Source organism: Kitasatospora sp. NPDC057015, assembly GCF_042673745.1.
Classification (GTDB): domain Bacteria; phylum Actinomycetota; class Actinomycetes; order Streptomycetales; family Streptomycetaceae; genus Kitasatospora.
The window spans coordinates 30,209-51,733 of sequence record NZ_JBHUSG010000039.1 but is presented as its reverse complement, the minus strand read 5'-3'; the positions used below and the strand labels follow the sequence as shown (position 1 = coordinate 51,733).

General features: G+C 74.3%; 19 protein-coding genes. 8 read left to right on the top strand and 11 right to left on the bottom strand.

Translation table 11 applies throughout. The features are described 5' to 3' along the window. The first annotated feature begins 556 nt into the window (after positions 1-556). Positions 557-1,090, top strand: coding sequence for an RICIN domain-containing protein (locus tag ACFTWP_RS29525; protein WP_380267974.1), 534 nt, complete (start codon positions 557-559; stop codon positions 1,088-1,090). Between the two features lie 138 nt (positions 1,091-1,228). On the opposite strand, the gene ACFTWP_RS29520 is transcribed toward ACFTWP_RS29525, so the two are convergent. Further along, entirely contained in the window at positions 1,229-1,732 is a 504-nt protein-coding gene (locus ACFTWP_RS29520) for a GNAT family N-acetyltransferase (protein WP_380267973.1), read from the bottom strand. A gap of 174 nt (positions 1,733-1,906) precedes the next feature. Between ACFTWP_RS29520 and ACFTWP_RS29515 the strand changes: the two genes are divergently transcribed. Continuing rightward, positions 1,907-2,338 carry a PPOX class F420-dependent oxidoreductase gene (locus ACFTWP_RS29515; RefSeq protein ID WP_380267972.1) on the top strand — a complete coding sequence of 144 codons (432 nt, stop codon included), beginning with the start codon at positions 1,907-1,909 and terminating at the stop codon, positions 2,336-2,338. 57 nt (positions 2,339-2,395) lie between these two features. Here ACFTWP_RS29515 and ACFTWP_RS29510 read toward each other — a convergent pair whose 3' ends face one another. The 8 genes from ACFTWP_RS29510 to ACFTWP_RS29475 form a co-directional block, all read right to left on the bottom strand. Continuing rightward, positions 2,396-5,779, bottom strand: a complete 3,384-nt coding sequence (locus ACFTWP_RS29510; RefSeq protein ID WP_380267971.1) for a glycoside hydrolase family 3 C-terminal domain-containing protein — start codon at positions 5,777-5,779, stop codon at positions 2,396-2,398. A gap of 553 nt (positions 5,780-6,332) precedes the next feature. Further along, on the bottom strand, positions 6,333-7,367 hold the full coding sequence (locus ACFTWP_RS29505) for an N-acetylglucosamine kinase (RefSeq protein WP_380267970.1): 1,035 nt from the start codon (positions 7,365-7,367) through the stop codon (positions 6,333-6,335). Next, on the bottom strand, positions 7,354-8,217 hold the full coding sequence (locus ACFTWP_RS29500; RefSeq protein WP_380267969.1) for an ABC transporter ATP-binding protein: 864 nt from the start codon (positions 8,215-8,217) through the stop codon (positions 7,354-7,356). The genes ACFTWP_RS29505 and ACFTWP_RS29500 overlap by 14 nt, the downstream gene beginning before the upstream one ends. Further along, positions 8,196-9,026 (bottom strand): ABC transporter permease, encoded by an 831-nt coding sequence (locus tag ACFTWP_RS29495; protein WP_380267968.1) that lies wholly within the window; start codon positions 9,024-9,026, stop codon positions 8,196-8,198. The genes ACFTWP_RS29500 and ACFTWP_RS29495 overlap by 22 nt, the downstream gene beginning before the upstream one ends. Continuing rightward, positions 9,023-10,018: an N-acetylmuramic acid 6-phosphate etherase gene (locus ACFTWP_RS29490; RefSeq protein WP_380267967.1), complete on the bottom strand. Its 996-nt coding sequence runs from the start codon at positions 10,016-10,018 to the stop codon at positions 9,023-9,025. Before ACFTWP_RS29490 ends, ACFTWP_RS29495 begins: the two co-directional genes overlap by 4 nt. A 91-nt stretch (positions 10,019-10,109) precedes the next feature. Then, positions 10,110-11,384: a discoidin domain-containing protein gene (locus ACFTWP_RS29485; protein WP_380267966.1), complete on the bottom strand. Its 1,275-nt coding sequence runs from the start codon at positions 11,382-11,384 to the stop codon at positions 10,110-10,112. Between the two features lie 80 nt (positions 11,385-11,464). Next, positions 11,465-12,343 (bottom strand): MurR/RpiR family transcriptional regulator, encoded by an 879-nt coding sequence (locus tag ACFTWP_RS29480; RefSeq protein ID WP_380267965.1) that lies wholly within the window; start codon positions 12,341-12,343, stop codon positions 11,465-11,467. Next, the gene (locus tag ACFTWP_RS29475) at positions 12,336-13,472 is read right to left on the bottom strand and encodes a hypothetical protein (RefSeq protein WP_380267964.1); all 1,137 of its coding nucleotides are present in this window, start codon (positions 13,470-13,472) and stop codon (positions 12,336-12,338) included. The genes ACFTWP_RS29480 and ACFTWP_RS29475 overlap by 8 nt, the downstream gene beginning before the upstream one ends. 237 nt (positions 13,473-13,709) lie before the next feature. Between ACFTWP_RS29475 and ACFTWP_RS29470 the strand changes: the two genes are divergently transcribed. Then, on the top strand, positions 13,710-14,780 hold the full coding sequence (locus ACFTWP_RS29470) for an ABC transporter substrate-binding protein (protein WP_380267963.1): 1,071 nt from the start codon (positions 13,710-13,712) through the stop codon (positions 14,778-14,780). Between the two features lie 262 nt (positions 14,781-15,042). Continuing rightward, positions 15,043-16,002 (top strand): prolyl aminopeptidase, encoded by a 960-nt coding sequence (gene pip, locus ACFTWP_RS29465; protein ID WP_380267962.1) that lies wholly within the window; start codon positions 15,043-15,045, stop codon positions 16,000-16,002. 61 nt (positions 16,003-16,063) lie between these two features. Here the strand turns inward: pip and ACFTWP_RS29460 are convergent, their stop codons facing one another. Beyond that, entirely contained in the window at positions 16,064-16,969 is a 906-nt protein-coding gene (locus tag ACFTWP_RS29460; RefSeq protein WP_380267961.1) for an arginase family protein, read from the bottom strand. 235 nt (positions 16,970-17,204) lie between these two features. On the opposite strand from ACFTWP_RS29460, the gene ACFTWP_RS29455 reads away from it, so the two are divergent. Together ACFTWP_RS29455 and ACFTWP_RS29450 are read left to right on the top strand one after the other, a co-directional pair. Further along, positions 17,205-17,687 (top strand): DUF4231 domain-containing protein, encoded by a 483-nt coding sequence (locus ACFTWP_RS29455; protein WP_380267960.1) that lies wholly within the window; start codon positions 17,205-17,207, stop codon positions 17,685-17,687. 235 nt (positions 17,688-17,922) lie between these two features. Further along, positions 17,923-18,501 (top strand): 1,4-alpha-glucan branching protein, encoded by a 579-nt coding sequence (locus ACFTWP_RS29450; protein ID WP_380267959.1) that lies wholly within the window; start codon positions 17,923-17,925, stop codon positions 18,499-18,501. 571 nt (positions 18,502-19,072) lie between these two features. On the opposite strand, the gene ACFTWP_RS29445 is transcribed toward ACFTWP_RS29450, so the two are convergent. Continuing rightward, the gene (locus ACFTWP_RS29445) at positions 19,073-19,942 is read right to left on the bottom strand and encodes a peptidoglycan recognition protein (RefSeq protein ID WP_380267958.1); all 870 of its coding nucleotides are present in this window, start codon (positions 19,940-19,942) and stop codon (positions 19,073-19,075) included. Positions 19,943-20,082: 140 nt separating this feature from the next. Here ACFTWP_RS29445 and ACFTWP_RS29440 point away from each other — a divergent pair, with 140 nt between their 5' ends. Beyond that, complete coding sequence (locus ACFTWP_RS29440) at positions 20,083-20,466, top strand: hypothetical protein (RefSeq protein ID WP_380267957.1); 384 nt, start codon at positions 20,083-20,085, stop codon at positions 20,464-20,466. A 137-nt stretch (positions 20,467-20,603) separates the two neighbouring features. Continuing rightward, positions 20,604-21,209, top strand: coding sequence for a hypothetical protein (locus ACFTWP_RS29435; RefSeq protein WP_380267956.1), 606 nt, complete (start codon positions 20,604-20,606; stop codon positions 21,207-21,209). Positions 21,210-21,525 lie beyond the last annotated feature (316 nt).

The following is a 21,525-nucleotide window of genomic DNA, read 5'->3' as shown; positions in this document are numbered from 1 at the left end:
ATCGCATGCACGTTCGCATGGTTGGTGAATTTCGCCCAGTGGATCACGCATCACTCCGGGGCCGGGGGATCGGGAGTTCGCAGCAGCGCGGTCGTCGCCGAGGTGGGTGCGGGCGGATCCTCCCGTATCGGGGAATTCGTGCGCAGTTCACGGTTGCGGTACCAAGTCGTCAATCCGGCCGGCGCGACTTCCGGGTCCGGCCGGAGGGGTGGGCGTTCGGGCGGACCTTGCGCGCCGTGCTGACCCCCGGCGGTGGCCGGCCCGGCTGCGGGGACGGAAGGATCAAAGCCCCCTTTGCCGGTCCATTCATTTCGATACCGGCCTATGTGACGACTTTGCGGAGCTGCCGGTGGCATGGAAAGGGCTATTTCCGGCAAGTCCTGATTCGGCGAGGAAGTCACTTTGCGGTATGGGCGGGGTAAGAAATATTGCGACGCATACCACCCGAATCGGTGGATACGGCCCGGAGCGATCTTCCCGTCGGGGGAGCGGCTTGCTATTCTCGCTTTTCGGGGGAGCGGCCATGCTTTCCCGTGTCGCAAAAAAGGGGGGCTTCGTGAATAGGAAGATGCTCGGACTGCTCGCGGTTCCGTCGGTTCTCGCAAGCGTGCTCGCTTCGGCCGGATCGGCGTCCGCAGGGCAGACGGGAACCGACAGCGTCATCAATCCGCCGGGGATCTACCACCTCTCGACGGAGACCAGTCTGAACAGGTGTCTGGTGGTCTTCGCGAACGGTTCGCAGGGTTCGGCGGCGACTCTCACCCAGTGTGCCGCCTTCGACGACCAGAGCTGGTCCGTCCCCGCGGCCGGCACCACGGGCGAGATCCGGAACAAGTACTACAAGAACACGTACGGCACGGGTTGCCTGACGGTCCAGGGCGACAGTCTCGGCGCTCCGGCCTTCATCTACGACTGCACCGGCCTGCGGGACCAGAAGTGGAGTGCCGAGCTCATTCCCTTCCACAACGGGTCGGTTCGGCTCAGGAATGTCAATAGCGGCAAGTGCCTGGTCGTGCAGGGCAGCTCCGACGGCACCGCTGCCATGCAGTACACCTGCGGCAACTTCGCCGACCAGTACTGGCTGGCGTAGCGCCGAGAACGTCCTCGTGGTGAGCGCTCCGAGCCGGGGGCGCACTCACCACGAGGACGTGCCGCGGATCCAGGACTTCCCGGACCAGGAGGACGCGCCGCGGTAGGCGACTTCGAGTCCCGGGGTGAGGCCTGCCGGTCATCGCGACGCGGACGCCGGTCGGTTCGGCGCGATGGGCGGGTGCGCCCGCTCCCGCGCCGCCGGAGCGGGCGGGCGGACGAGGTAGACGTCGACGGCGTCCTCGCTGTCGAGGGTGAAGCCGTGCCGCTCGTAGAGCCGCCGCGCGGGGCTCCCCTGGAGGACGTTCAGCCGGACCGGCACGCCGTCCCGGTCGCACCGGTCGAGCAGTTCGCGCAGCACGGCGGCGCCGGTGCCCCGGCCCTGGAGGTGCGGCGCGAGGTAGAAGTGCTCCAGCCAGTGGGCGTCCTCGGCGGGACGCAGTGCGACGCAGCCGGCGAATGCGCCGTCCACCTCGATCACCCGGGTGTGCGACGCGACGAACGCCTCCCGCAGCCGTTGCCGTACCCGCTGCTCGTCGAAGCGGCCCAGCCGCTCCAGGTCGGCGCGCAGCACCACGGCCCGCAGCTCGGCCACCGGCTCGACGTCGGTGTCCCGGGCAGGCCGCATCCGCCATGAGTTCATGATCACGATGCTACGCGCTTCGGCAATCGATGCCCGGCCCGGCCCCGGGGCCTCCCACCGGGCCGGGACGTTCGGCCGGGGTGTCCGGTCGGGGCGTCTGGTCGGGGCGTCTGGTCGGGGCGTCTGGCCGAGCGCCGGGAATAAAGGGCAGCGCTCGGCGACTTGGTCCCGGACATGACTGCTTCCTCGTTCGACCCGCGCACCCTGCTGGGGGAGAGCCGGCTCGGTGTCCTCGCGACGATCAAGTCGGACGGCCGCCCCCAACTCTCCCCGGTCATGCCCTTCTACGACCGGGAGGCCGAAGTCCTCTACGTGTCGATGACGGAGGGACGGGCCAAGACCGCGAACCTGCGCCGTGACCCGCGGGCCGCGCTGGAGGTCACCAGCCCCGAGGGCCTGGCCTGGGCCACGGCGGAGGGCACGGTCACCCTCGTCGGGCCGGGAACGGACCCGCACGGCCCCGAGGTCGAGGCGCTCGTGCGCTACTACCGCACCGCCGCCGGGGAGCACCCCGACTGGGACGAGTACCGCTCGGTGATGGTTGCCGACCGCCGGGTGCTGATGACGATGGCGGTCGACCACGTGTACGGCGCCCGGGTCGGCTGACCGGGCGCGCCCGGGTGGCACGGGGCCACCGCCGCGGCGGCGGCGGCCCCGGCCGGATCACGCGTAGGCGTTGAATTCGGTGATGGACCACCAGGAGGTGGCGGTGCCGGTCTGGACGACCTTGACGTACCGGGCGTTCTGCGCGGGGAAGTCGACCGTGACGAGGGGGCCGGTGCCGTTGCCGGTGGCGACGGGTGTGCCCCAGGTGGTGCCGTCGGGGGAGAGGTAGACCTGGTAGCCGCGGGCGTAGTCGTTGGCACTGCCGCCGGAGTCCATGGTGATGCGGGCGAGCGGTCGCAGGGCGCCGGTGTCGACGGTGACGGACTGCCCGGAGGCCATCGGTACGCCGGACGACCAGCGTGAACCGGCGTTCCCGTCCAGCATGTTGGCCGGCACGTCGCCCCCGCCGGTGGAGGAGGCCGTCGCCGACCACCCCGTCCGCGGCAGCACGGTCGGCCCGCCGCCGCCCGAACCACCGCCGGTGGTGTAGGCGTTGAGCTCGGTGATGGACCACCAGGAGGTGGCGGTGCCGGTCTGGACGACCTTGACGTACCGCGCGTTCTGCGCGGGGAAGTCGACCGTGACGAGGGGGCCGGTGCCGTTGCCGGTGGCGACGGGTGTGCCCCAGGTGGTGCCGTCGGGGGAGAGGTAGACCTGGTAGCCCCGGGCGTAGTCGTTGGCACTGCCGCCGGAGTCCATGGTGATGCGGGCGAGCGGTCGCAGGGCGCCGGTGTCGACGGTGACGGACTGCCCGGAGGCCATCGGTACGCCGGACGACCAGCGTGAACCGGCGTTCCCGTCCAGCATGTTGGCCGGCACGTCGCCCCCGCCGGTGGACGAGGCCGTCGCCGACCACCCCGTCCGCGGCAGCAGGGTCAGACCGCCGCCCGTACCCCCACCGCCGGTGACCGTGGTCTGGCCGCTGAGGCGGATGTCGCGCGAGGAGGAGCCGACCGAGACGGTGTGGGTGCCCGCGGCCGTCGTCCAGGAGCCCGCCCAGTACTGGAAGCTGCGGGCGTCGAGGGTCAGCGAGACGTGCTTGCTCTGCCCCGGGTCGAGGGCGACCTTCTGGAAGCCCCGCAGGTTCTTCGGCGGTTCGCCGCTGGACGCCGGCTGCCCGACGTAGACCTGGGCGACCTCGGCGCCGGCCCGGGTGCCGGTGTTGGTGACGTCGAACCCGACGGCGACGTTGCCGGAGGCGTCGGGGGCGGAGACCGTCAGACCGGAGTAGCCGAAGGTGGTGTACGAGAGGCCGTAGCCGAACGGGAAGAGCGGCTCCTTGTTCTTCGCGTCGTACCAGCGGTACCCGACGTTCACGCCCTCCGAGTACTGCACGGCGCCGTTCTGTCCCGGCCACTGGGCCGTGGTCGAGGCCGGCACGTCGGCGAGCGACTTCGGAAAGGTCACCGGCAGCTTGCCGGAGAAGTTGACGTCGCCGTAGAGCAGTGCGGCGATCGCGGCGCCGGCCTCCTGCCCCGGGTACCAGTTCGCGACGATGCCCTGGACCGAGCCCGCCCACGGCATGGTGACCGCGGAGCCGCTGTTGACGACCACGACGGTGCGCGGATTGACCGCGGCGACGTCGGCGACGAGCTGGTTCTGCTCCGCCGACAGGTCGATGTCGCGCAGGTCGGAGCCCTCGGACTGGAAGTCGCTGACGAAGACCACGGCGAGCTCGGAGTTGCGGGCGGCCGTCACGGCCTGGTCGTGGGCGCTCTGGCCGGGCACCTGCCAGCCGAGGGTGGCGCTGCTGCCGCCGCCCGCCTGGTAGTAGTCGACCTCGATGCTCACGGGCTGACCGGCCGTCAGGGTGACGCTGCCGGTGCGGGTGGTCGGGCCCTGGTTGTACCAGTTGTTGATGACCTGCTGGCCGCCCACGATCAGCCGGCTGCCGTCGTCGCTGTTGAGCGAGAACTGGTAGCTGCCGGTGGTCGGCGGGGTCAGCGTGCCGGTCCACTTGACCGACCAGTCGGTGGCGTTGACGCCGGCGGCGGGCGACTGCCCGCCCCACACGGTGTCGACGGCCGCGTCGACCCGGCTCGCCACCACGGCGCCGGACAGGTCGGTGCTGTTGTGGTACTCGCCGTACAGGCCGGTGCCGGCGCCCGTGGACGGCTTGAGCGCGGAGCTCGGCACCGGCGGCAGGGAGCCGTCCGCGGACGGCACGCCCTGCGCGAAGGTCACCGTCGTACCGGCGCCGGCGCGGGACTTGATGCCCTGGTACGGGGTCACCACGTGCGGGGGGTTGACCGCGGCGCTGCCGCCGCCCTGCGTCATCACGCCGACCCCGGCGTCGTCGCCGATCACCGCGATCGAGCGGACGGAGGGCGCCACGGGCAGCACCGAGGCGCTGTTCTTCAGCAGGACGCTGCCCTCCTGCGCGACCTTCTGCGAGACGGCGGCGTTGGCGGCGGTGGTGACGACGGCGTCCCGGTTGCCGGTCTGCGTGCGGTCGAAGAGTCCGCGGCGGAACATCGACACCAGCACCCTGCGGGTGTGGTCGTCGACCGTCGCCTGCGACACCTGGCCGGAGTTGACGGCGTTGGTCAGCGCGGTGCCGTAGTAGTCGCTGCCGGGCATCTCCACGTCCAGGCCGTTGTTGGCCGAGGCGACGGTGGAGTGGGTGGCTCCCCAGTCCGCGGTGACGAAGCCCTTGAAGCCGAGGTCGCCCTTGAGGACGCCGTTCTGGAGCGGGCCGTTCTCGCAGGCGAAGGCGCCGTTGACGGACGAGTACGAGCACATCGCGGAGTCGACGCCCTGCTTGACGGCGGCTTCGAAGGCCGGCAGGTAGATCTCGCGCTCGGCCCGGTCGGAGATCACCGCGTTGTCGGCCGCGGAGTTCCGGTTGGTCTCCTGGTTGTAGACCGCGAAGTGTTTCACCTGCGCCATCGGGCCCTGGCTCTGGACGCCCGCGATGTCGGCCGCGCCGATCTCCCCGGCCAGGTACGGGTCCTCGCCGAACGACTCGAAGGCCCGGCCCCAGCGGGGGTCACGGACGATGTTGACCGTCGGCGCGAGCACCACGTTGGTGCCCTTGCCCCACTGCTCGGCGCCGAGGACCTGCCCGTACTGGCGCATCAGCGCCGGGTCCCAGCTCGCCGCGCCGGCCACCGGTGCGGCCAGCTGCGTCACGCCGGTCAGGCCGTCGCCGGCGCCGACCGGGCCGTCCTGGAAGTGCAGGGAGGGGATGCCGAGCCGGGTGTTGGCCGGGACGCAGCCCGCGTAGCTGCACGACGGGCCGCCGTGCAGCATGGTGAGCTTCTCGGCCTGGGTCATCGCGGCGAGGAGTTCGTCGGCGCGCTGCTCGGGGGTCTGGGCGGCGTTGGTCCACGGCTGGTCGGCGGCCTGCGCCACCGGGCCGCCGGAGGCGGCGAGGAAGCCGGCCACCAGCAGTGCGGCGAGTGGCCCGGCGAGGGTGGATCGCGGTTTGGGACGACGCACGGCGGCGACTCCTGTCGGCGGAGGGGGCACGCGGGCCTGCGGCTCACGTGGGTGGCGGGTGGTGCGCCGGGTGGCACGCCGGTCCGGTGCGTCCGGGTGTCCGGGGTGGGCGGGCCTCCGGGGTGGTCGGTGGACCGGATCGGCGGCGGGCCGGAGAGGGCGCCGCGCGGTGGGGTGGGCGCGGGCGGAGACTCCGGGAGGGCCGGCACTGATCGGCGTGCCGGCCGTACGCGGGCGCGACGGAGCCCGGTGCCGACCGGTCCGGAGCCGACCCGTCCGGTGGGTGGCCGGGCAGGGCGGCAGAGCTGAGAGAGCGCTCTCCCGGAGTCTCCTGGGCTCTCCCCGGACCTGTCAAGACGTCACCCCGGCACGGCCCCGCGAGCTTCGCGACGGTCGCGGGCGAACCTTCGGGGCGCCCGGACCCGGCCCGCTCGCCGTCCGGCCCGCGCTCCGCCCCGCGCTCTGCTCTCCGCCGGACCCGCCCGCTCGCCGCCTGACCCGCGGTCGACGGCATTGACGGCATCGACGACGACGGCGCCGTCCCCGGCCTGGCTCAACCGGCGGGCGTCGAGCCGGCAGACCTCCCCGCGGGTGCGTCGTCGTCAGGGCGCGGCAGGAAGGCCTCGTGAGCGGTGCCCGGCGCAACCGCGCGGGCGGCCAGCCAGGCGGCCGCCATGGCGGTGTCGCCGGCGACGGTGACCGGGCCCGGCAGCTCGCGCACGGCGGCGGTGAGCTGCTCCCGGACCGGGCCGGGGGAGACGGCGACACCGCCGGCCAGCACGATCGGCTCGGGTGGGGCACCGGGCGTGAGGGCCGACTCCACCAGGGCGCGCAGGTGGCCGGCTGCGCGGGCCACGATCCGGGCCGCGGCCGGGTCGCCCGCCGCGGCCGCCGCCCCGAGCAGTGGGGCGAGGGTGGCCGGAGTGGTGGACGGGGCGTCGTAGACGGCACGGAGCAGGCCGGCGACGGCGCCCGCCCGGGGGCGGGCGGGGATGCCGAGCGCCGCGAGCACCGCCGTCGCCAGCGCGTCCGGTGCGCCGGGCCCGGCCTCCAGGGCGTCGAGGGTGTGCCGGGCGGCCTCCCGGCCGAGCCAGTGCCCGGAGCCTTCGTCGCCGAGCAGCCAGCCCTGCCCGCCGCGGGTGGCGCTGACGCGGCGTCGCCGGAGCCGGCAGGCGACCGCACCCGTGCCGGCGATCAGCACGACGCCGTCCGCCGCCGGCGTTCCGGCGGCGAAGGCCACCTCGGCGTCCGGCCGCAGGGACAGTCGCAGGGAGTCGGGCACGGCCGGCCCGGCTGCCGCCCGGCACTGCTCGGCGAAGGCGACGGCGGCCGTGTCGGTGGCGAACCGGCGGTAGCCGGCGAGGCCGATCACGCAGGCGGCGACCCGGCCCGGGTCGTGGTCGCCGAGCGCCTCCCGGATGACGGCGCCGATCCGGCCCGCGGCCACCGCGCCGCCTTGGGCCTGCGGGTTGCCGCCGGACTCCCGGGCCGAGCCGAGGCGCCGGCCCGCCAGGTCGGTGAGGACGCCGCGGACGGCGGTGCCGCCGACGTCGACGCCGAGCACCAGCCGCCGCTCAGCTCCGGGCATCGGCCGGGTCCTCCTCCGGCTGCCGCGGCAGCGGCCCCACCGCCTGCCCCGGATGCGCGGCGGTGGTGGTCGCCGTGTGCTCCTCCACCGCGTCGGGGTGTACGCCGAGTTCGGCCAGCAGCCGGGCGCGGAGTTCGCGGAAGGCCGGTCCGTCCCGGTCGGGCGCCCCGGCGGCGGACCGGTCGACGGTGATGTCCAGGGAGAACCGGCCCCGGGTGAGCACCAGGACCCGGTCGGCGAGCAGCAGCGCCTCGTCGACGTCGTGCGTCACCAGCAGGACGGCGGGCCGGTGGCGCTCACAGAGCCGGCGCAGCAGGACGTGCATCCGGATCCTGGTGAGGGCGTCGAGGGCGCCGAACGGCTCGTCGAGCAGCAGCACGTCCGGTTCGCGCACCAGGGCCCTGGCCAGGGCGGCGCGCTGGGCCTCCCCGCCGGAGAGGGTGGTGGGCCAGGCGTTCTCCTTCGCGGCCAGGCCCACCTCGGCGAGGGCCTCGCGGCCGAGCCCGCGGCGTTCGGCGCGGCTGCCGGGCAGGCCCAGCACCACGTTGTCGAGGGTGCGGGCCCAGGGCAGCAGGCGGGCGTCCTGGAAGACCACGGCGCGCCGCTCGGGGACGGCCACGGTGCCGGACCCGGCGGCGCCGTGGTCGAGGCGGGCGACCGCACGCAGGAGGGTGGACTTGCCGGAGCCGCTGTGCCCGAGCAGGGCGACGAACTCGCCCGGCGCGATGGCGAGGTCGACCGCGTCCAGGACGTCGCGGCCGTCGAAGGTGCGGGTGAGCGCGCCGACCCGGACGGCGGGGGTGGTGGCCGGGACGGGTCGGGGAGGGGTCAGGGTTGCGTCCGGCGCCATGTCAGCACACGTCCTTCCAGCAGTCGTACGAGGGTGTCGGAGAGCAGGCCGAGCAGGCCGTAGACGACCAGGCCGACCACGATGACGTCGGTCTGCCCGAAGGTGCGGGCCTCGGTCATCAGGTAGCCGATGCCGCTGTCCGCGTTGATCTGCTCGCTGACGACCAGCACCAGCCAGGAGATGGTGACGGACATCCGCAGGCCGGTGAAGAAGCCGGGGGCCGCACCGGGCAGCGCGATCCGGGTCAGGTAGGTCCAGCGGCTCAGCCGCAGGGTCTGGGCGAGTTCGGCCCACTGCGTGTCCTGGCCGGTGAGCGCGGCGTGGGTGTTGAGGTAGACGGGGAAGAAGGTGCCGAGCGCCACCAGGATGATCTTCACCTGCTCCCCGATGCCGAACCAGAGGATGGCGAGCGGGACGAGCGCCAGGATCGGCAGGGCGCGCAGCAGTTGCACCGTGCCGTCGAGCAGGGCCTCACCGACCCGGCTGAGCCCGGCGGCGAGTGCCAGTAGCAGCGCCGCGAGCACGCCGAACGCCAGCCCGGCCGACGCGCGGCGCAGGGACACCAACAGGTGGTGCTGGAGTTCGCCGTCGGCGAGCAGGCCCCAGCCGGTGCCGGCGACCTCGCCGGGCGGGGCCAGCGTCTGCGGGTCCAGGACGCCGGTGGCGGAGGCGAGTTGCCACAGGGCCAGGACCAGCAGGGGGCCGAGGGCGCGGGCGAAGGGCACCCGGCGGGCGCGCCGTCCGACCGGGCGGGCGGGCCGGCGGCGGGCCCGGTGCTGGTCGGCCGCGAGGCCGGTGGTCGTGGTCACGGGCGGTCCTCGGGGGTGTGGGGGTGCGGGGCGCCGTCGGGCCGGGTCAGTGTCCGGACGGCGGCCCAGGGCAGCCCGCCGGCCTCCCGGAGCGCGGCCCGGGCGGCCGCGGGGCCGGCGCCGGTGGTGAGCGAGACGAGGGCGGTGGCGGTCTCGTCGGCGCAGTCGTGCAGTGCCTGTTCGGCCTCGTCGACGGCGGCGCCGCTCGCCCTGGTGAGGGTGCGGACGGCTCGACGGCGCAGTTTGGCGTTGCTCGCCGAGGCGGTCACCATCAGGTTCGACCAGGTGTGTCCGGTGCGGACCATGAGGGCGGTCGAGAACATGTTGAGGGTGAGCTTCTGAGCGGTGCCGGCCTTCATCCGGGTGGAGCCGGTGACCACCTCGGGGCCGGTGTCCAGCACGATGTGGAGGTCGGCGTCGGCGGCCAGCGGGGCGGCGGGGTCGCCTGAGATCAGTGCCGTGACGGCGCCCGCCGCCCGGCTGCGGGCGAGGGCGGCGCCGACGTACGGGGTCCGGCCGCTGGCGCTGATCCCGATGGCGAGGTCGCCGGCCCGTACGTGGTCGGCGTCGACGCCGTCGGCGCGGTCCTCCGCGGCCTCGTCGGCCGTGCCTCCGGCCGGCGGGCCGCCGGCGAGGTGGGGGCAGACCGTCTCGGGGCCGACGCCGTAGGTGGGCAGCAGTTCGACGGCGTCGGCGAGCGCGGCCCGGCCGGAGGCACCGGCCCCGAAGTAGTGCACCCGCCCGCCTCGGGCGAGGGTCGCCAGGCCGGCTCCCACCAGCGCCTCGATCGAGGGCAGCGCGACGGCGACGGCGCCGGGCACGGTGGCGTCCTCACGGTTGATCAGGGCGAGCAGTTCGGCGGTGCCGAGCCGGTCCAGTCCGATGCTGGCCGGGTTGCGCCGTTCGGACGGCGGAAGGGAGTCCTCGGAGGCGGGATCGTGTCCGCGGGCGCGATCGTGTTCGGCCGGCTGGGCGGCGCTGGGTCGGGTCACGGGGGTTCCTTGGCGGGAGGCTTCGGGGCGGGCGGGGCGTGAGGGGCGTGAGGGGCGGGGCGGCGCCGGGGCGGACCGGGCCGGTGGCAGGTCAGTCGCCGTACAGGTTCAGGCTCCACAGCGAGTACCCGTAGGAGGTGCCGCGCGCGGTGCCGAGCAGCCGCACGTACCGGGCGCTGCCGGTGAACGGGCCGATCAGTTCGGTGCCACCGGTGCCCGTGTCGGTGGAGTGCAGCGTGGTCCAGGTGGTGCCGTCGACGGATCCCTGGAGGAGGTACGCGGTGCCGTAGGCCGTCTCCCAGACCAGCCGGGCGCCGGTCAACGGCCGTACCGCGCCGAGGTCCAGGCTCAGCCACTGCGGGTCCGCGTACTGGCTGCCCCAGCGGGTCAGCGGATCGCCGTCGGCGGCTTTCGCGCCCTCGCGGCCGGCCACGTTGACCGAGGAGGCGCTGACGACGGCCTGCCGGGCCAGGTCGTCCCGTCGGTCCGCGCCCGAACCGGTCCAGTCGAGGAAGGCCCGGGTCTGCGGCAGCCAGCCCTGACCGCCCGCGGCGGCCTGGCAGGCACCGTCGCACACCGCGCTGTTCGACCCGCCCCAGACCACCGCGCCGCGGAGCCCGAGGTCGTGCAGGGTGGCCAGCTGGTACGACCACTGGGCGGCCGGGACGAACCCCAGCGAGAGCGAGTCGGGCGAGGAACCCTGGTGGTACTGCGGCCAGATGTACGGGTACACCGGCACGGTCGGCGCAGTCGCCGCGGCCGTCGCCAGATTGGCGGCGAGGGTGGAGCTCCAGGTGGTCTCGTTGGCGGAGAACGTGTAGGCGGACGGGAAGAACGCGGTGGCTCCGGCCTGCTGGATCAGCTGCTGGTAGAGCGGCCGGTACGCCGCGGAGGTGTTGCCGAGCAGGCCGTACCAGCCGATGATCTGCCCCGGGGCCGCCACCTGGCGTGCCCAGGCCTGCAGTTGGGCGAGCCGGTTCAGGTGGTCGGCGGCGTTGGCGGCGCTGCCGTTCAGGTAGAGGCTCTCGCAGTCCAGGACGAGCGGGGCGTCCGGGTTGACGTCGGCCGCCGCGACGATCTCCTTCCAGCGGGCCTCGTCGGGCAGCGCACCACCCGCCACCAGGGGCGTGCAGGTGTAGTTGGGCACCAGGTTGGCGCGCACCGCGCCGTGGCCGATGTTCGCGGAGGCGTACGCGGTGTTGTCGAAGAGGGTGAAGCCGGCCGTACCGGCCGACGCGGTGGCGGGTGCGGTGGCGGGTGCGGTGGCGGGTGCGGTGGCGGCGCGGGCCGGCAGCCCGAGGGCGGCCGAGGCGCCCACGGCGAGGCAGACGAGCAGCCTGGCCAGGGCGGTGCGCGGGCGGGACATCGAAGCTCCTTCGAGCGGGAAAGCGGGCAGGGGTGACGGCGGGGGCGCGCGGGCGGTGCTGCCGATCGGGCGTCCGCGGCCTACGGGCGGGGCGTGCGCAGCGTCCGGGACCTCACGGCCTCGTGGGCACGCTCCAGGTCCTCCAGCGTCTGCTGGTAGGAACGCTGGACCAGCGCCACGTACAGACAGTCGACGACGGTGAGTTGGGCGGTGCGGGAGGCGGTGCCGCCGCTGCGGAAGATGCTCTCCCGGGCGGAGGTGACCAGCACGATGTCGGCCTGCTCGGCGGCCGGGGAGCCCGGGTTGCTGGTGACGGTGCAGGTCACGGCCCCGGCGGCGCGTGCCTGCGCGAGGAAGTCCACCACCTCGCGGGCCCGGCCCGAGTGGCTGACCGTCAGCGCGAGGTCGCCCGGGCGCAGCAGCGCCGCGTTCATCAGCGCGGCGTGCACGTCCGTCCAGACGCTGGCCCAGTACCCGAGCCGCAGCAGTTTGTGCGCGGCGTCCTGGGCGGCCAGGGCGCTGGAGCCGAGCCCGAACAGCTCGATCCTGCGGGCCGACCCGACCGCGTCGGTGAGCGCCGCGAGCGCCGTCAGGTCGAGGTGGGCGGCGGTCTCCTCGGCGGCCCGGGCGTCGGAGCGGCCGACCTTGCGGACGAGTTGTTCGAGGGTGTCCTCGGGGCCGATGTCGCCGCCGATGGCCAGGTCCGCCCGACTGTCGGCGCGCAGTCGTTCCGCCTCGGCCGCCAGCCCGAGGCGCAGTTGGGCGTAGCCGCGGAGGTCGAGCGATCGACAGAAGCGGTGCACGGTGGTCTCGGACGTACCGGCGGCCAGGGCGAGCGCGGTGATGGTGCACTCGGCGGCGGCGCCGGGGTCGCGCAGGACGAGGTCGGCGATGGTCCGTTCGGCGCGGGGCAGTTGCTCGCGCCGTAGGCGGATGCGCGTCAGCAGGTCGTCACTCATCAGGGCCTTCTCCTTCAGGTCGTCGTCGCGGCCGCCCCGGCCGCGCTGCGCCGCTCGGCTCCGCCAGGTGCGCGGCGGTGATCCGCTGCCGGGTCAGCCGGAGCAGTTCGTCGTCCAGTGCCTCGCCGGGGAAGAGGCAGACGTAGCCCCGCCCGGCGTGCAGGCCCCCGGCCAGGGCCTCGGCGTACTCGGCCGCGCCGACCGGCGCCCCCCAGTCCGCGCCGCGCGCGTACGCCGGGTCCGCGGTCACCTGGACCATCGGGACGACGGGGCCGTCCGTGTGCCGGCGCGCCTCGGCGGCGGCCCGGGCGGGGAGGTCGGGCGAGTGGCGCAGGATCGCGTGGTAGCTCATCACCAGCACCGCGTCGAACAGGCCGCCGAGGGCGGCGGTGTCCTGGCCGAGCAGGTCACGGCGCTGCTCCTCGGGTGCGGGCACCAGGAAGACGCCGGTCCACAGCTCGGGGCGTACGGCGTGTACGGCGGCGCGAACGGCGGTCGCGACCGCGGTGACGGTGGCGGTGCGATAGGCGTGCCAGGCTTCGCGGTGCCGGTCCCCGATCCACCGGGCGGCGGCCCGCGCGTCGTGGCCGGTGCCGGGATCGGTGCCGGTGCCGGGGCCGGTGGGGCCGGGCGGGTGCAGGCCGGTCCGGTGCTCGAAGTCGGCCAGGGTGATCGGGTCGTAGGAGCCGTCACGGGGGCGGGAGCCGGGGCGCAGTTCGAGCTCCCAGTGCAGCGGCCAGCGCAGGAAGTCCAGGGCCAGGCCGTCCAGGTCGGGCGAGGCGGCCGCCCGGGCGCAGTGCCGTACCAGGGCCCGGTTGTAGCGGTCATGGCTGGGGATCAGGCCCTCGTACCACTTCATCCGCTGCCAGCGGCGGCCGTCGGCGTCCACCGGGCGCAGCTCGGCGTCGGGCGGCAGACCGGAGCCGGCGGTGTCGGCGTGCGGCCCGGCCCCGGCCCGGAAGCAGGGGACGCTCCCGATCACCCGCAGACCGCTGCCGCGCGCGGCGGCGGCGAAGCCGGGTGTGACGGCGGCCGCCTTGGTGATGACGGTGTCCAGCCCGGCGCCGGCGAGCGCGGCAAGCCGGCCCGGGTGCTGGGTCGCGGGATCGAGCAGATACGCCGCTCGCATGGTTCACCTCCTGGGGTCGGGTCGAGCCTAGGCTTCGCAAAGCCCGGTTGGAAAGAAACTTCCCAACATTTCATGCGGTTGCAACAAAGGGTCGGAGGTCCTGAAAAAGTGCCTCTGACCTGCGTATTTGTCGTGAGGTCAGGAGATCTGAGGCGGTTGACACCCCTGATGTCTCGGATGAATCTATCGGCCATACCGAAAGTTATTTCCCAACTCTCCCCGTCCGAGGAGCCCGCCATGCCCGCCCTGCCAGTCGTTGGACCGCGCCCGCCCCGCCTGCTCGCCGCCCTCGTGGCCCTCGCCTTCGCCGCGCCCGCGCTGACCGCCTGCGCCGGCTCGGCGGCGGGCGGCGACGCGGCCCCGGCCGCCGCCCGGACGGCCGCGCTGCCCACGGCCGTGCCGGCGGGCACCGAGCTGAGGGTCGGCGACCAGAACGACCTGCTGCAGACCCTGCTCAGCGCCTCCGGCCAGGACAAGGACCTGCCCTACAAGCTGACGTACGGGAAGTTCCAGGGCGGCCCCGCCATCCTGGAGGCCTTCCGGGGAGGCTCGCTGGACGTCGGGATCGTGGCCGAGACCCCGGCGATCTTCGCGCAGGCCGCCGCACAGGACGTCAAGGTGGTCGGCGTGGTGCAGTCCAGCAAGGACGCCGTGCACATCGTCACCTCACCCGGCAGCTCCGCCCAGAAGGTCGCCGACCTCAAGGGCAGGAAGATCGCCTACACCCAGGGCACCACCTTCCAACCGGCCGTCCTGAAGGCCCTGAAGAACGCCGGGCTCACGCCCTCCGACGTCACGCTCGTCAACCTCACCCCGCTGGACGTTCCGGCCGCACTGGCCTCCGGCCAGGTGGACGCGGGTGTGGTGACCGAGCCGCTGGGCACCAAGTACCTGGTGGCCAACAAGGACAAGGGCGCCCACGAACTCGCTGACGACAAGGGCCTGAACAGCGGCCTCCAGTTCCTGGTGGCCCCGGGCGCGGCCCTGCGCGACGAGGCCCGGACGGCCGCCCTGCGCGACCTCTCGGCCCGCTTCACCAGGGCCGAACTGTGGCTGGCGGAGCACCAACAGGACTGGGTGCGGGCGTACTTCACCGGCGTCCAGAAGCTGCCCCAGGAGGTCGGCGAGGCGGTGGTCGCCAACAACGGCAAGCCCACCATTCCCGACTACGCCACCGCGATCTCCCAGCAGCAGCAGGTCGCCGACCTGCTCGCGGAGGCGCACGCCATCCCCGGGAAGCTCGACGTCTCGGCCGAGTTCGACACCCGCTTCGACGCCGTCCAGCAGGCCGCGAAGAGCGCGCCCTGACCTCCCCGGCGCCCCCGGCCGGCGCGTTCGGGCAGGAGCCCGCTCGTGCGCGCCGGCTCCGCTCCGCCGCGCGGTCGACCCGCTCCCGGCCGCGGACCCCGGCGGGTCTCAGCGGGCCTCGCCGGACGTCGGCGCCGCTTCCCCCGGGTCAGGCCGTGCCCGACGGCTGCCGCGCCCGCGCCGTCGGCCCGGCGTCCTTGTCCGTGGGGAAGGGCGGGAAAGGCCGGACCCCCGACCACGATCAGGCCTAGGATCGGCGGTCATGGTTGACCTCTACCCCCCGACCGGTCCCTACGACAGCGGAATGCTCGACACCGGAGACGGCAACCGCGTCTACTACGAACAACTCGGCAACCCCGAGGGCAAGCCCGCCCTGTACGTCCACGGCGGTCCGGGGGCGGGCGCGCCGCGGCGGCCGGCGAGGGGCTGGGACCCCGGGCGCTACCGCGTCGTCCGTTTCGACCAGCGCAACTGCGGTCGCAGCACCCCGCACGCCAGCGACCCGGCGGCGGACATGAGCCTCAACACCACGCAGCACCTGGTCGACGACATGGAGCGGCTGCGCGAACACCTCGGCATCGAACGGTGGTTGCTGGACGGCGCCTCCTGGGGCTCGACGCTCATCCTGGCCTACGCGCAACAGCACCCCGAGCGGGTCAGCGAGATCGTCATCCAGGCGGTGACGACCACCCGCCGGGCCGAGATCGACTGGCTCTACCGGGGCGCCGGGCGGTTCAACCCCGAAGCGTGGGACCGGTTCCGCGACGGTGTCCCCGAGCACGAGCGGGACGGCGACCTGCTCGCCGCCTACGCGCGGCTGATGGAGAACCCCGACCGGGCGGTCCGGGAGCGGGCCGCCGCCGACTGGCTGGCCTGGGAGGACGCGGTCGTGTCGGACGAGCCCAACGGACTGCCCGGCATGTACAGCGATCGTGAGGTGGACGAGCGGATCGCGTTCGTACGGATCTGCGCCCACTACTTCAGCCACGGCGCGTGGTTGGAGGAGGACCAACTCCTGCGCAACGCCCACCGGCTGGCCGGGATCCCGGCGGTGCTGGTGCACGGCCGGCACGACATGGGCAGCCCCGTCCAGACGGCGTGGGAGCTGGCCAAGGAATGGCCGGACGCGCGGCTCCACATCTTCGAGGACTCCGGGCACATCGGGGGCGAGGCGATGCGGGAGACGGTCCGGGCGGCCATCGAGGAGTTCAAGCACCGCTGATCCCGGGCGCCTCGTGCGGTGCGCGGCGGGACGCGGGGGAGGAGTCGAGGTCCGGCGCCGGTCACGGGATCGCGCGCAGGGCGTGCTGCAGGCCGGCGATGAACCGGTGCAGGACGCTGAGGTCCCCGGCGGCGCGGGCGGGGTTGAGTTCGCAGATCGAGAGCACGCGGAAGCGAGGGTCCCGGCAGGCGGTGTCCAGCACCTCGGACAGGGCGTCGAGGGTGGGCCCGCTGTTGCGGCCGCCGGTGCTCTCGGCGAGCGGCGCGTCGGTGAAGTCCAGCACGTCGACGTCGAGGTGGACGGCCAGCGCGCCGGACGGGAGCGCCCCCAGGGCCCGCGTCACCTCGGGCCCCGGTGCGGTGGCGAGGTCGGTGTGCGAGCCCCATCGCAGGCCGAGGCGCGCCGCCTGTTCCTGCTCCCAGGCGGTGGCCTCCCCGGGGTCGACGCCGAGGAGGTGGAGCTGGTCCGGAGCGAGCAGCGGGCGGCGGGCGAAGGCGGCCGCCAGCGGCTCCGCGGCTCCGGGCAGGTCCAGTCCGTGCGCGAGCCCCATCCAGTCGAGGGCGCCCTCGTGGGTGCTCTCGGGTGTGTTGAGGTCGAAGTGCCGGTCGATGTAGAGCAGGCCGGCGTCCGGGTCGCTCGCCGTGAGGGCGGCCATCACCCCCAGCGCGACGGTGCAGTTGCCGCCGACGACCAGGACGTCCGCGTCCTCCGCCAGCGCCGCGGCGACGCGGTCGGCGACCGCCTTGACGGCTCGGACCGCGGCCTCGACGTTCTGGGCCCGCGGGTGCTGCGGGTCCGGCGCCCAGACCTGCAGCGGTCCGTCCCCCGCGTCCCGTACCCGGCGGCCCGCGGCCGTGAGGCGCTCGATCAGGCCCAGTTCGCGCAGCACGCGCGGGGCGGCCTCCTGGCCGGGCGCGTAGCTGCCCGCACTGGTCGGCGCGCCCACCAAAACAAGATCCCGTGCCATCCACCCATCATCGCCGCCCGCCCGGAGGGGCGCGAGCGGGCCGCGCACCGCGAGGCACCCGTGGTCCGGAGGACACACCCGCGCAGGCGGAGGGGCGGCACACCGGAGGGCTCCGGACGCGCCGTCCCCCGTACGCGACGACCCGACCGGGACGCCTCTTGACCGCGTGGTCCTGCGGTGTGAGAACCTACGGACGGGCGTCGCAGGGGGTGCGCACCATGGGGCGGAGGGCGACATGGGTTCGACCGAGCAGATGCCGGCGGGGCTGACTCCGCTGGAGACCGCCGGCCACCTCCTGGAGAGGATTCGGCAGGGCAACGCGTACGCCCGAAGCAGGAAGAAGCGCTTCCGCCTGTCCTCTTCGGCGTTGAAGGTGCTGACGCTCTCGCTCTCCGCGGCCTCGACCATCATCCTCGGCTTGCAGAACCTGGGCTTCTGGGCGGGCTTGGCCTTCGCCTTCGTGGCACTGGTCACGCTGCTGGGGGCCGTCGAGTCGTTCTTCAACTGGCGATCGCGCTGGGTGTTGATGGAGGAGACGCAGTACCGCTTCCAGCGTCTCGCCGACGACCTCGAGTACCTCGTCGCGTCGACGCCCACGGCCGGCCTCACCTACGACCGACTCCAGCCGATCTTCGACGAGTACCAGAGCGTGTGGGCACACCTGAGCGAGCGCTGGCTGCAGGAGCGCCGCACGATCTCGCCTTCCGAGGGCCGGTGAGACGTCGGTTCCCTGGCGCCGCGTGATGGTGGAGGCGACGGCACACCTCCGGACGGGACGTCTGGAGCGGCACTACGACGGGGCTGTCCTCGAACCCGCCCCGCGACGACCGTGCATGTCGTACGGGTGGGCGGAGCGAGGCCGCACACCGCCCCGCGGGACCCACGGCCGGTCCGGTAGGTTCGTTCGCATCCCGCCCGAGGCCGGGCCCGGACCTACCCGTGAGGAAGCGCCGATGGCCACCGTTCACCGCACCACGTTGACTCCTGGCAAGCTGGAACTGCTCACCGGTTGGCTCCCGACGCGGAGCTGGTACGTGGGCGACGCGGAGAAGCCGGACCTGGTCAGGGCCGGCGGGTTCCGGCTGGACGATCCGGAGGGCGAGGTCGGGATCGAGGTGATGGTCGTGGCGGACGTGAGTGCGCGCGAGCCGGTGGCGTACCTGGTGCCGATGGGCTACCGCGGTGCACCGCTGGAGGGCGCCCCCGACGAGGCGTTGATCGGCACGTCGGAGCACGGGGTGCTCGGCACCCGGTGGATCTACGACGGCGTCCACGACCCGGTGGTGGTGGCGCAGTTGCGCGCGCTCCTGCTCGGCCGGGCGACGCCGCAGCACCAGAGCGAGAGCGACACCCCCGACACCACCGTCACCGTGCTCGGAACGGGCTCTGACGATGGGTCCGGCCTGCGGATCACCCGTGTCCTGCGGGCGGAGGACGCGGTCGAGGGTTCGGCCGCTCGCCTGGTCGCCGGATGGACCTGGCCGGACGGCGCGCCTGCGCGGGGCGTGTTCGCCGCTCTCGCACCGGAGTAGGCCCCGGCGGTGCGCCCGCCGGCCGGCCGGCCCCGACCCGGATCCGTGGGATTCGAGCCGTGTCGCCCGCTCCGCTCCGGGGCGGGTTTGAAACGGCCCGGTTGCTCCGTTCGGGTGGGCCCGGGTTGGCCGGGAGCTCGGGCGGGCACAGCCGGAGGGTGACGACGACTTCTTCGACCAGCCGCCGACGCCGCCGCCAGGCCGCGCCCACCACTCCGGCGCCCGCGGCGCCGGCCCGCAGCCGCCACTCGGCGCCCGTCCGGCCGGGCGGCAGCGGCTGCTGCCGGACCTGGTCCAGCGAACACATCTCCCCGGGGGACCAGGTCGTCCGCACCACCTGGCACGAACCCGCCTGCCAGCGGGGCAACCGGCCATGACCGCGCCGGCCGCCGCAGCTCACCCGGCGCGGATCCCGCCCGGCGCCGCGGTGGTGTACCGCGGCCGCCGCCCCGGGGGCCGGGCGGCTCCAGCTCCCCGCGCCGGCGGGGGCGCCTGAGGTCGGCGGCGCCCGAGGCCCTTCGCGTGCGGGACCGGCGCCGTTCGAGGCCGGTCCGCCGGTCCGCCGGTTCGGTCAGCTGCGGGGGGAGAGCCGGCGGACCAGCTCGGAGGGCTGCCCGGCAGGCCGTGGCGGGGGAGTCGCGGTGCCCGGGCGGGCGGGGGGATCGCCGCGTAGGATCTCGGCGGCGCGGTCGGTGATGCGCGGCAGGGCCAGGTAGAGCGCGTCGCCGGGGCAGAGGGTGCAGAACGCGTCGCGGTGGCCGGAGATGGCGTCGAACGCGTGGCTGGTGCCCGAGGGGAACCGGCTGCCGCTGCTCTCGGAGGTCAGTTCGGACCGGCCCCGGGGGTCGATGCCGTACCTGCCGAGCTTCCAGGCCGCGAGCCTGGCCATCGCGTCCAGCACGGGGGCGGGCACCTGCGTGCCGGCGGTGTAGGTGCCGATCGCGGCGATGCCGACCGTCTCCCGGTTGAAGCCCATCGTGTGAGCCCCGACGACCGGCTCCTCGGTGCTGCCGAGGCGGCCCTCGTAGACGGTCCCGAAGCGGTCGACCAGGAAGTTGTAGCCGATGTCGTCCCAGCCCTGGTTCTCCCGGTGCTCCCGGTAGATGGCCCGGAGGATGTCGGGTACGTCCTGGGGGCCGTAGGAGTTCGGGTCGTCGGTGTGGTGGATGAACACCGCCCGCACGGCCGGGTCGCGTTGTCGCTCGATCTCGGGTTCGTGCGCCTGCCAGGTCGACCGGCGTACGATCACCGGCGGCGCGGCCGGTACGAACGCCGGGCGCGCACCCGGCGGCGGGGCCGGGGCCGGCGCCGCCGCGGGCGGATTGCGGTCGGCGGCGGGCCCGGGGTGCCGTGGTGGCCCGGCCGCCACCAGCGCCAGCGCAGCCCCCGCCGAGGCGGCCTGCGCGGCGCGGCGCAGCACTGTGCGACGGTCGATGTCCATGGTGCGAGGATATGGAGCGTCACCGACTCCCGGCCTGTTGCGGGCGGCGGACGGCGGCGCGTGTGAGCGCCCCGGGCGACGGTCCGACGGCGCCGCAACACCTAGGTCAAACCCCGGAACTGGCATCGGATCAGCCCGCCATGGACCCGTTCGCGATGGCGCTTCGGTGCCGAGGTCCGGTCCACGCTCCCGGAGTATGCGGCACCGCCACCTGGGCCAGCAGGCCGCCCGGCGGCGGCCCCCGGTCGCCGGAGCGGGTCGGCTGGAGGACGAGCCGCGACGGGCGCCGGGGCCGCGCGCCCTGCGCTCCGACCGCGCTTCCGCACGCCGGAGAGCATCACCCGTTCGTCGAGTGCGTCGCCGGCGCCGAGTGGCCCGGTCTGTTCACCGGCACCCTGACGGCCACCGGCGACACCCCGCTGCCCGCCGACCGCCCCGCCCTCCTCGGCACCCTCGAACTCCCCGACCGCCTCGGCCCCATCACCCGTCTCTGGCTCGTCTGCGGCTACCGCACCCGCTCCTGAGCCGGCGTCCGGACGCCGCCCGGGCGTGCGTGCGGCCTGACGGGGGCGGCGGGCGTCATCCGGGCCCGGAGTCGCCGCGGTGGTGTCGTAGCATCCGGACGGCAGCACGCACACCTGTTCACGGGGGAGTACCGCACTTGTTCAAGAGATCGACGTCCGTGCCGTCCGGGGCGACCGCACGAGCGGCCCGGGCGACCGTGCTGATGGTGTCGGGTGCCTTGGTGCTCGGCTCCTGCTCGCTCGTGGATTCGCCGGGCGGAGAGCTGGGAGTGCCGAGCGAGCCCACACGTGTCGAGTCGCGAGAGGAGGCGCTGACCCGGGTGGAGCAGGTCCAGGAGCACGTGCGCGAGCTGACGGGCCTCCAGCGGAACCTGTGGATCAAGCTCGTCGCCTACCACCGGTGCCAGGGGCGGGGCACGGGCATGGCCGAGGAGGGGGAGGCGTACCGGCTCAGCTCCGCGATCGAGTTGGAGGCCACGGACGAGCAGCGTCCCGAGGTGTACCGGGCACTGCGGGAGAAGCTCGCGAACGAGGGCTTCAAGATCACCTCGACGGAGTCCGGTGCGGACACCCGGTCCCCCTCGCCGACCGGGGGTTTCGACGCCCTCCACGAGCCGGACCGCTACACCGTCTCCCTGGGAGGCGGGGCGAAGGCCGGCCAGGGAGTGATCGTCATCGTCACCCTGCCCTGCCAGGCCCCGCGGACCGGCGCGGCTTCGCCCGCCCCGACGGCCACCGCCTGAGCCCGGTACGGCGGTTCGGAGCGGCCGGACGGTCCGGTCGTCCGCCACGGGGGCCACGCGATCGCCCGCGACCCCGGCCAGGCGCCGCGGCGCTCCACCGCCGCGCCCGGCCGGAACGGCTCGCCGTCGAGGCACCCCCTCCGGAAGCCGTGCGGCGAGCCCGACCACGGAGCCCGCGCGGAAAACCGTTGGGCGGGCCACGGCGACCACTGCTAACCTTCCGGAGGCCGTGCGAGAGAACGAGGAGGTGGTACCCGTGAACGCAGTTTCGACATGGGTGCTCCCCTCCGGGGTCACGGTCGGGCGGTAGGTCGTC

Excerpts from the sequence above, each read along its gene's own strand:
- ACFTWP_RS29445 (WP_380267958.1), bottom strand. The coding sequence starts at position 19,942 with ATGGACATCGACCGTCGCACAGTGCTGCGCCGCGCCGCGCAGGCCGCC.
- ACFTWP_RS29460 (WP_380267961.1), bottom strand. The coding sequence starts at position 16,969 with ATGGCACGGGATCTTGTTTTGGTGGGCGCGCCGACCAGTGCGGGCAGC.
- pip (WP_380267962.1), top strand. The coding sequence starts at position 15,043 with ATGGTTGACCTCTACCCCCCGACCGGTCCCTACGACAGCGGAATGCTC.
- ACFTWP_RS29515 (WP_380267972.1), top strand. The coding sequence starts at position 1,907 with ATGACTGCTTCCTCGTTCGACCCGCGCACCCTGCTGGGGGAGAGCCGG.
- ACFTWP_RS29520 (WP_380267973.1), bottom strand. The coding sequence starts at position 1,732 with ATGAACTCATGGCGGATGCGGCCTGCCCGGGACACCGACGTCGAGCCG.
- ACFTWP_RS29505 (WP_380267970.1), bottom strand. The coding sequence starts at position 7,367 with ATGCCCGGAGCTGAGCGGCGGCTGGTGCTCGGCGTCGACGTCGGCGGC.
- ACFTWP_RS29500 (WP_380267969.1), bottom strand. The coding sequence starts at position 8,217 with ATGGCGCCGGACGCAACCCTGACCCCTCCCCGACCCGTCCCGGCCACC.
- ACFTWP_RS29455 (WP_380267960.1), top strand. The coding sequence starts at position 17,205 with ATGGGTTCGACCGAGCAGATGCCGGCGGGGCTGACTCCGCTGGAGACC.
- ACFTWP_RS29470 (WP_380267963.1), top strand. The coding sequence starts at position 13,710 with ATGCCCGCCCTGCCAGTCGTTGGACCGCGCCCGCCCCGCCTGCTCGCC.
- ACFTWP_RS29450 (WP_380267959.1), top strand. The coding sequence starts at position 17,923 with ATGGCCACCGTTCACCGCACCACGTTGACTCCTGGCAAGCTGGAACTG.
- ACFTWP_RS29440 (WP_380267957.1), top strand. The coding sequence starts at position 20,083 with ATGGACCCGTTCGCGATGGCGCTTCGGTGCCGAGGTCCGGTCCACGCT.
- ACFTWP_RS29480 (WP_380267965.1), bottom strand. The coding sequence starts at position 12,343 with ATGAGTGACGACCTGCTGACGCGCATCCGCCTACGGCGCGAGCAACTG.
- ACFTWP_RS29475 (WP_380267964.1), bottom strand. The coding sequence starts at position 13,472 with ATGCGAGCGGCGTATCTGCTCGATCCCGCGACCCAGCACCCGGGCCGG.
- ACFTWP_RS29485 (WP_380267966.1), bottom strand. The coding sequence starts at position 11,384 with ATGTCCCGCCCGCGCACCGCCCTGGCCAGGCTGCTCGTCTGCCTCGCC.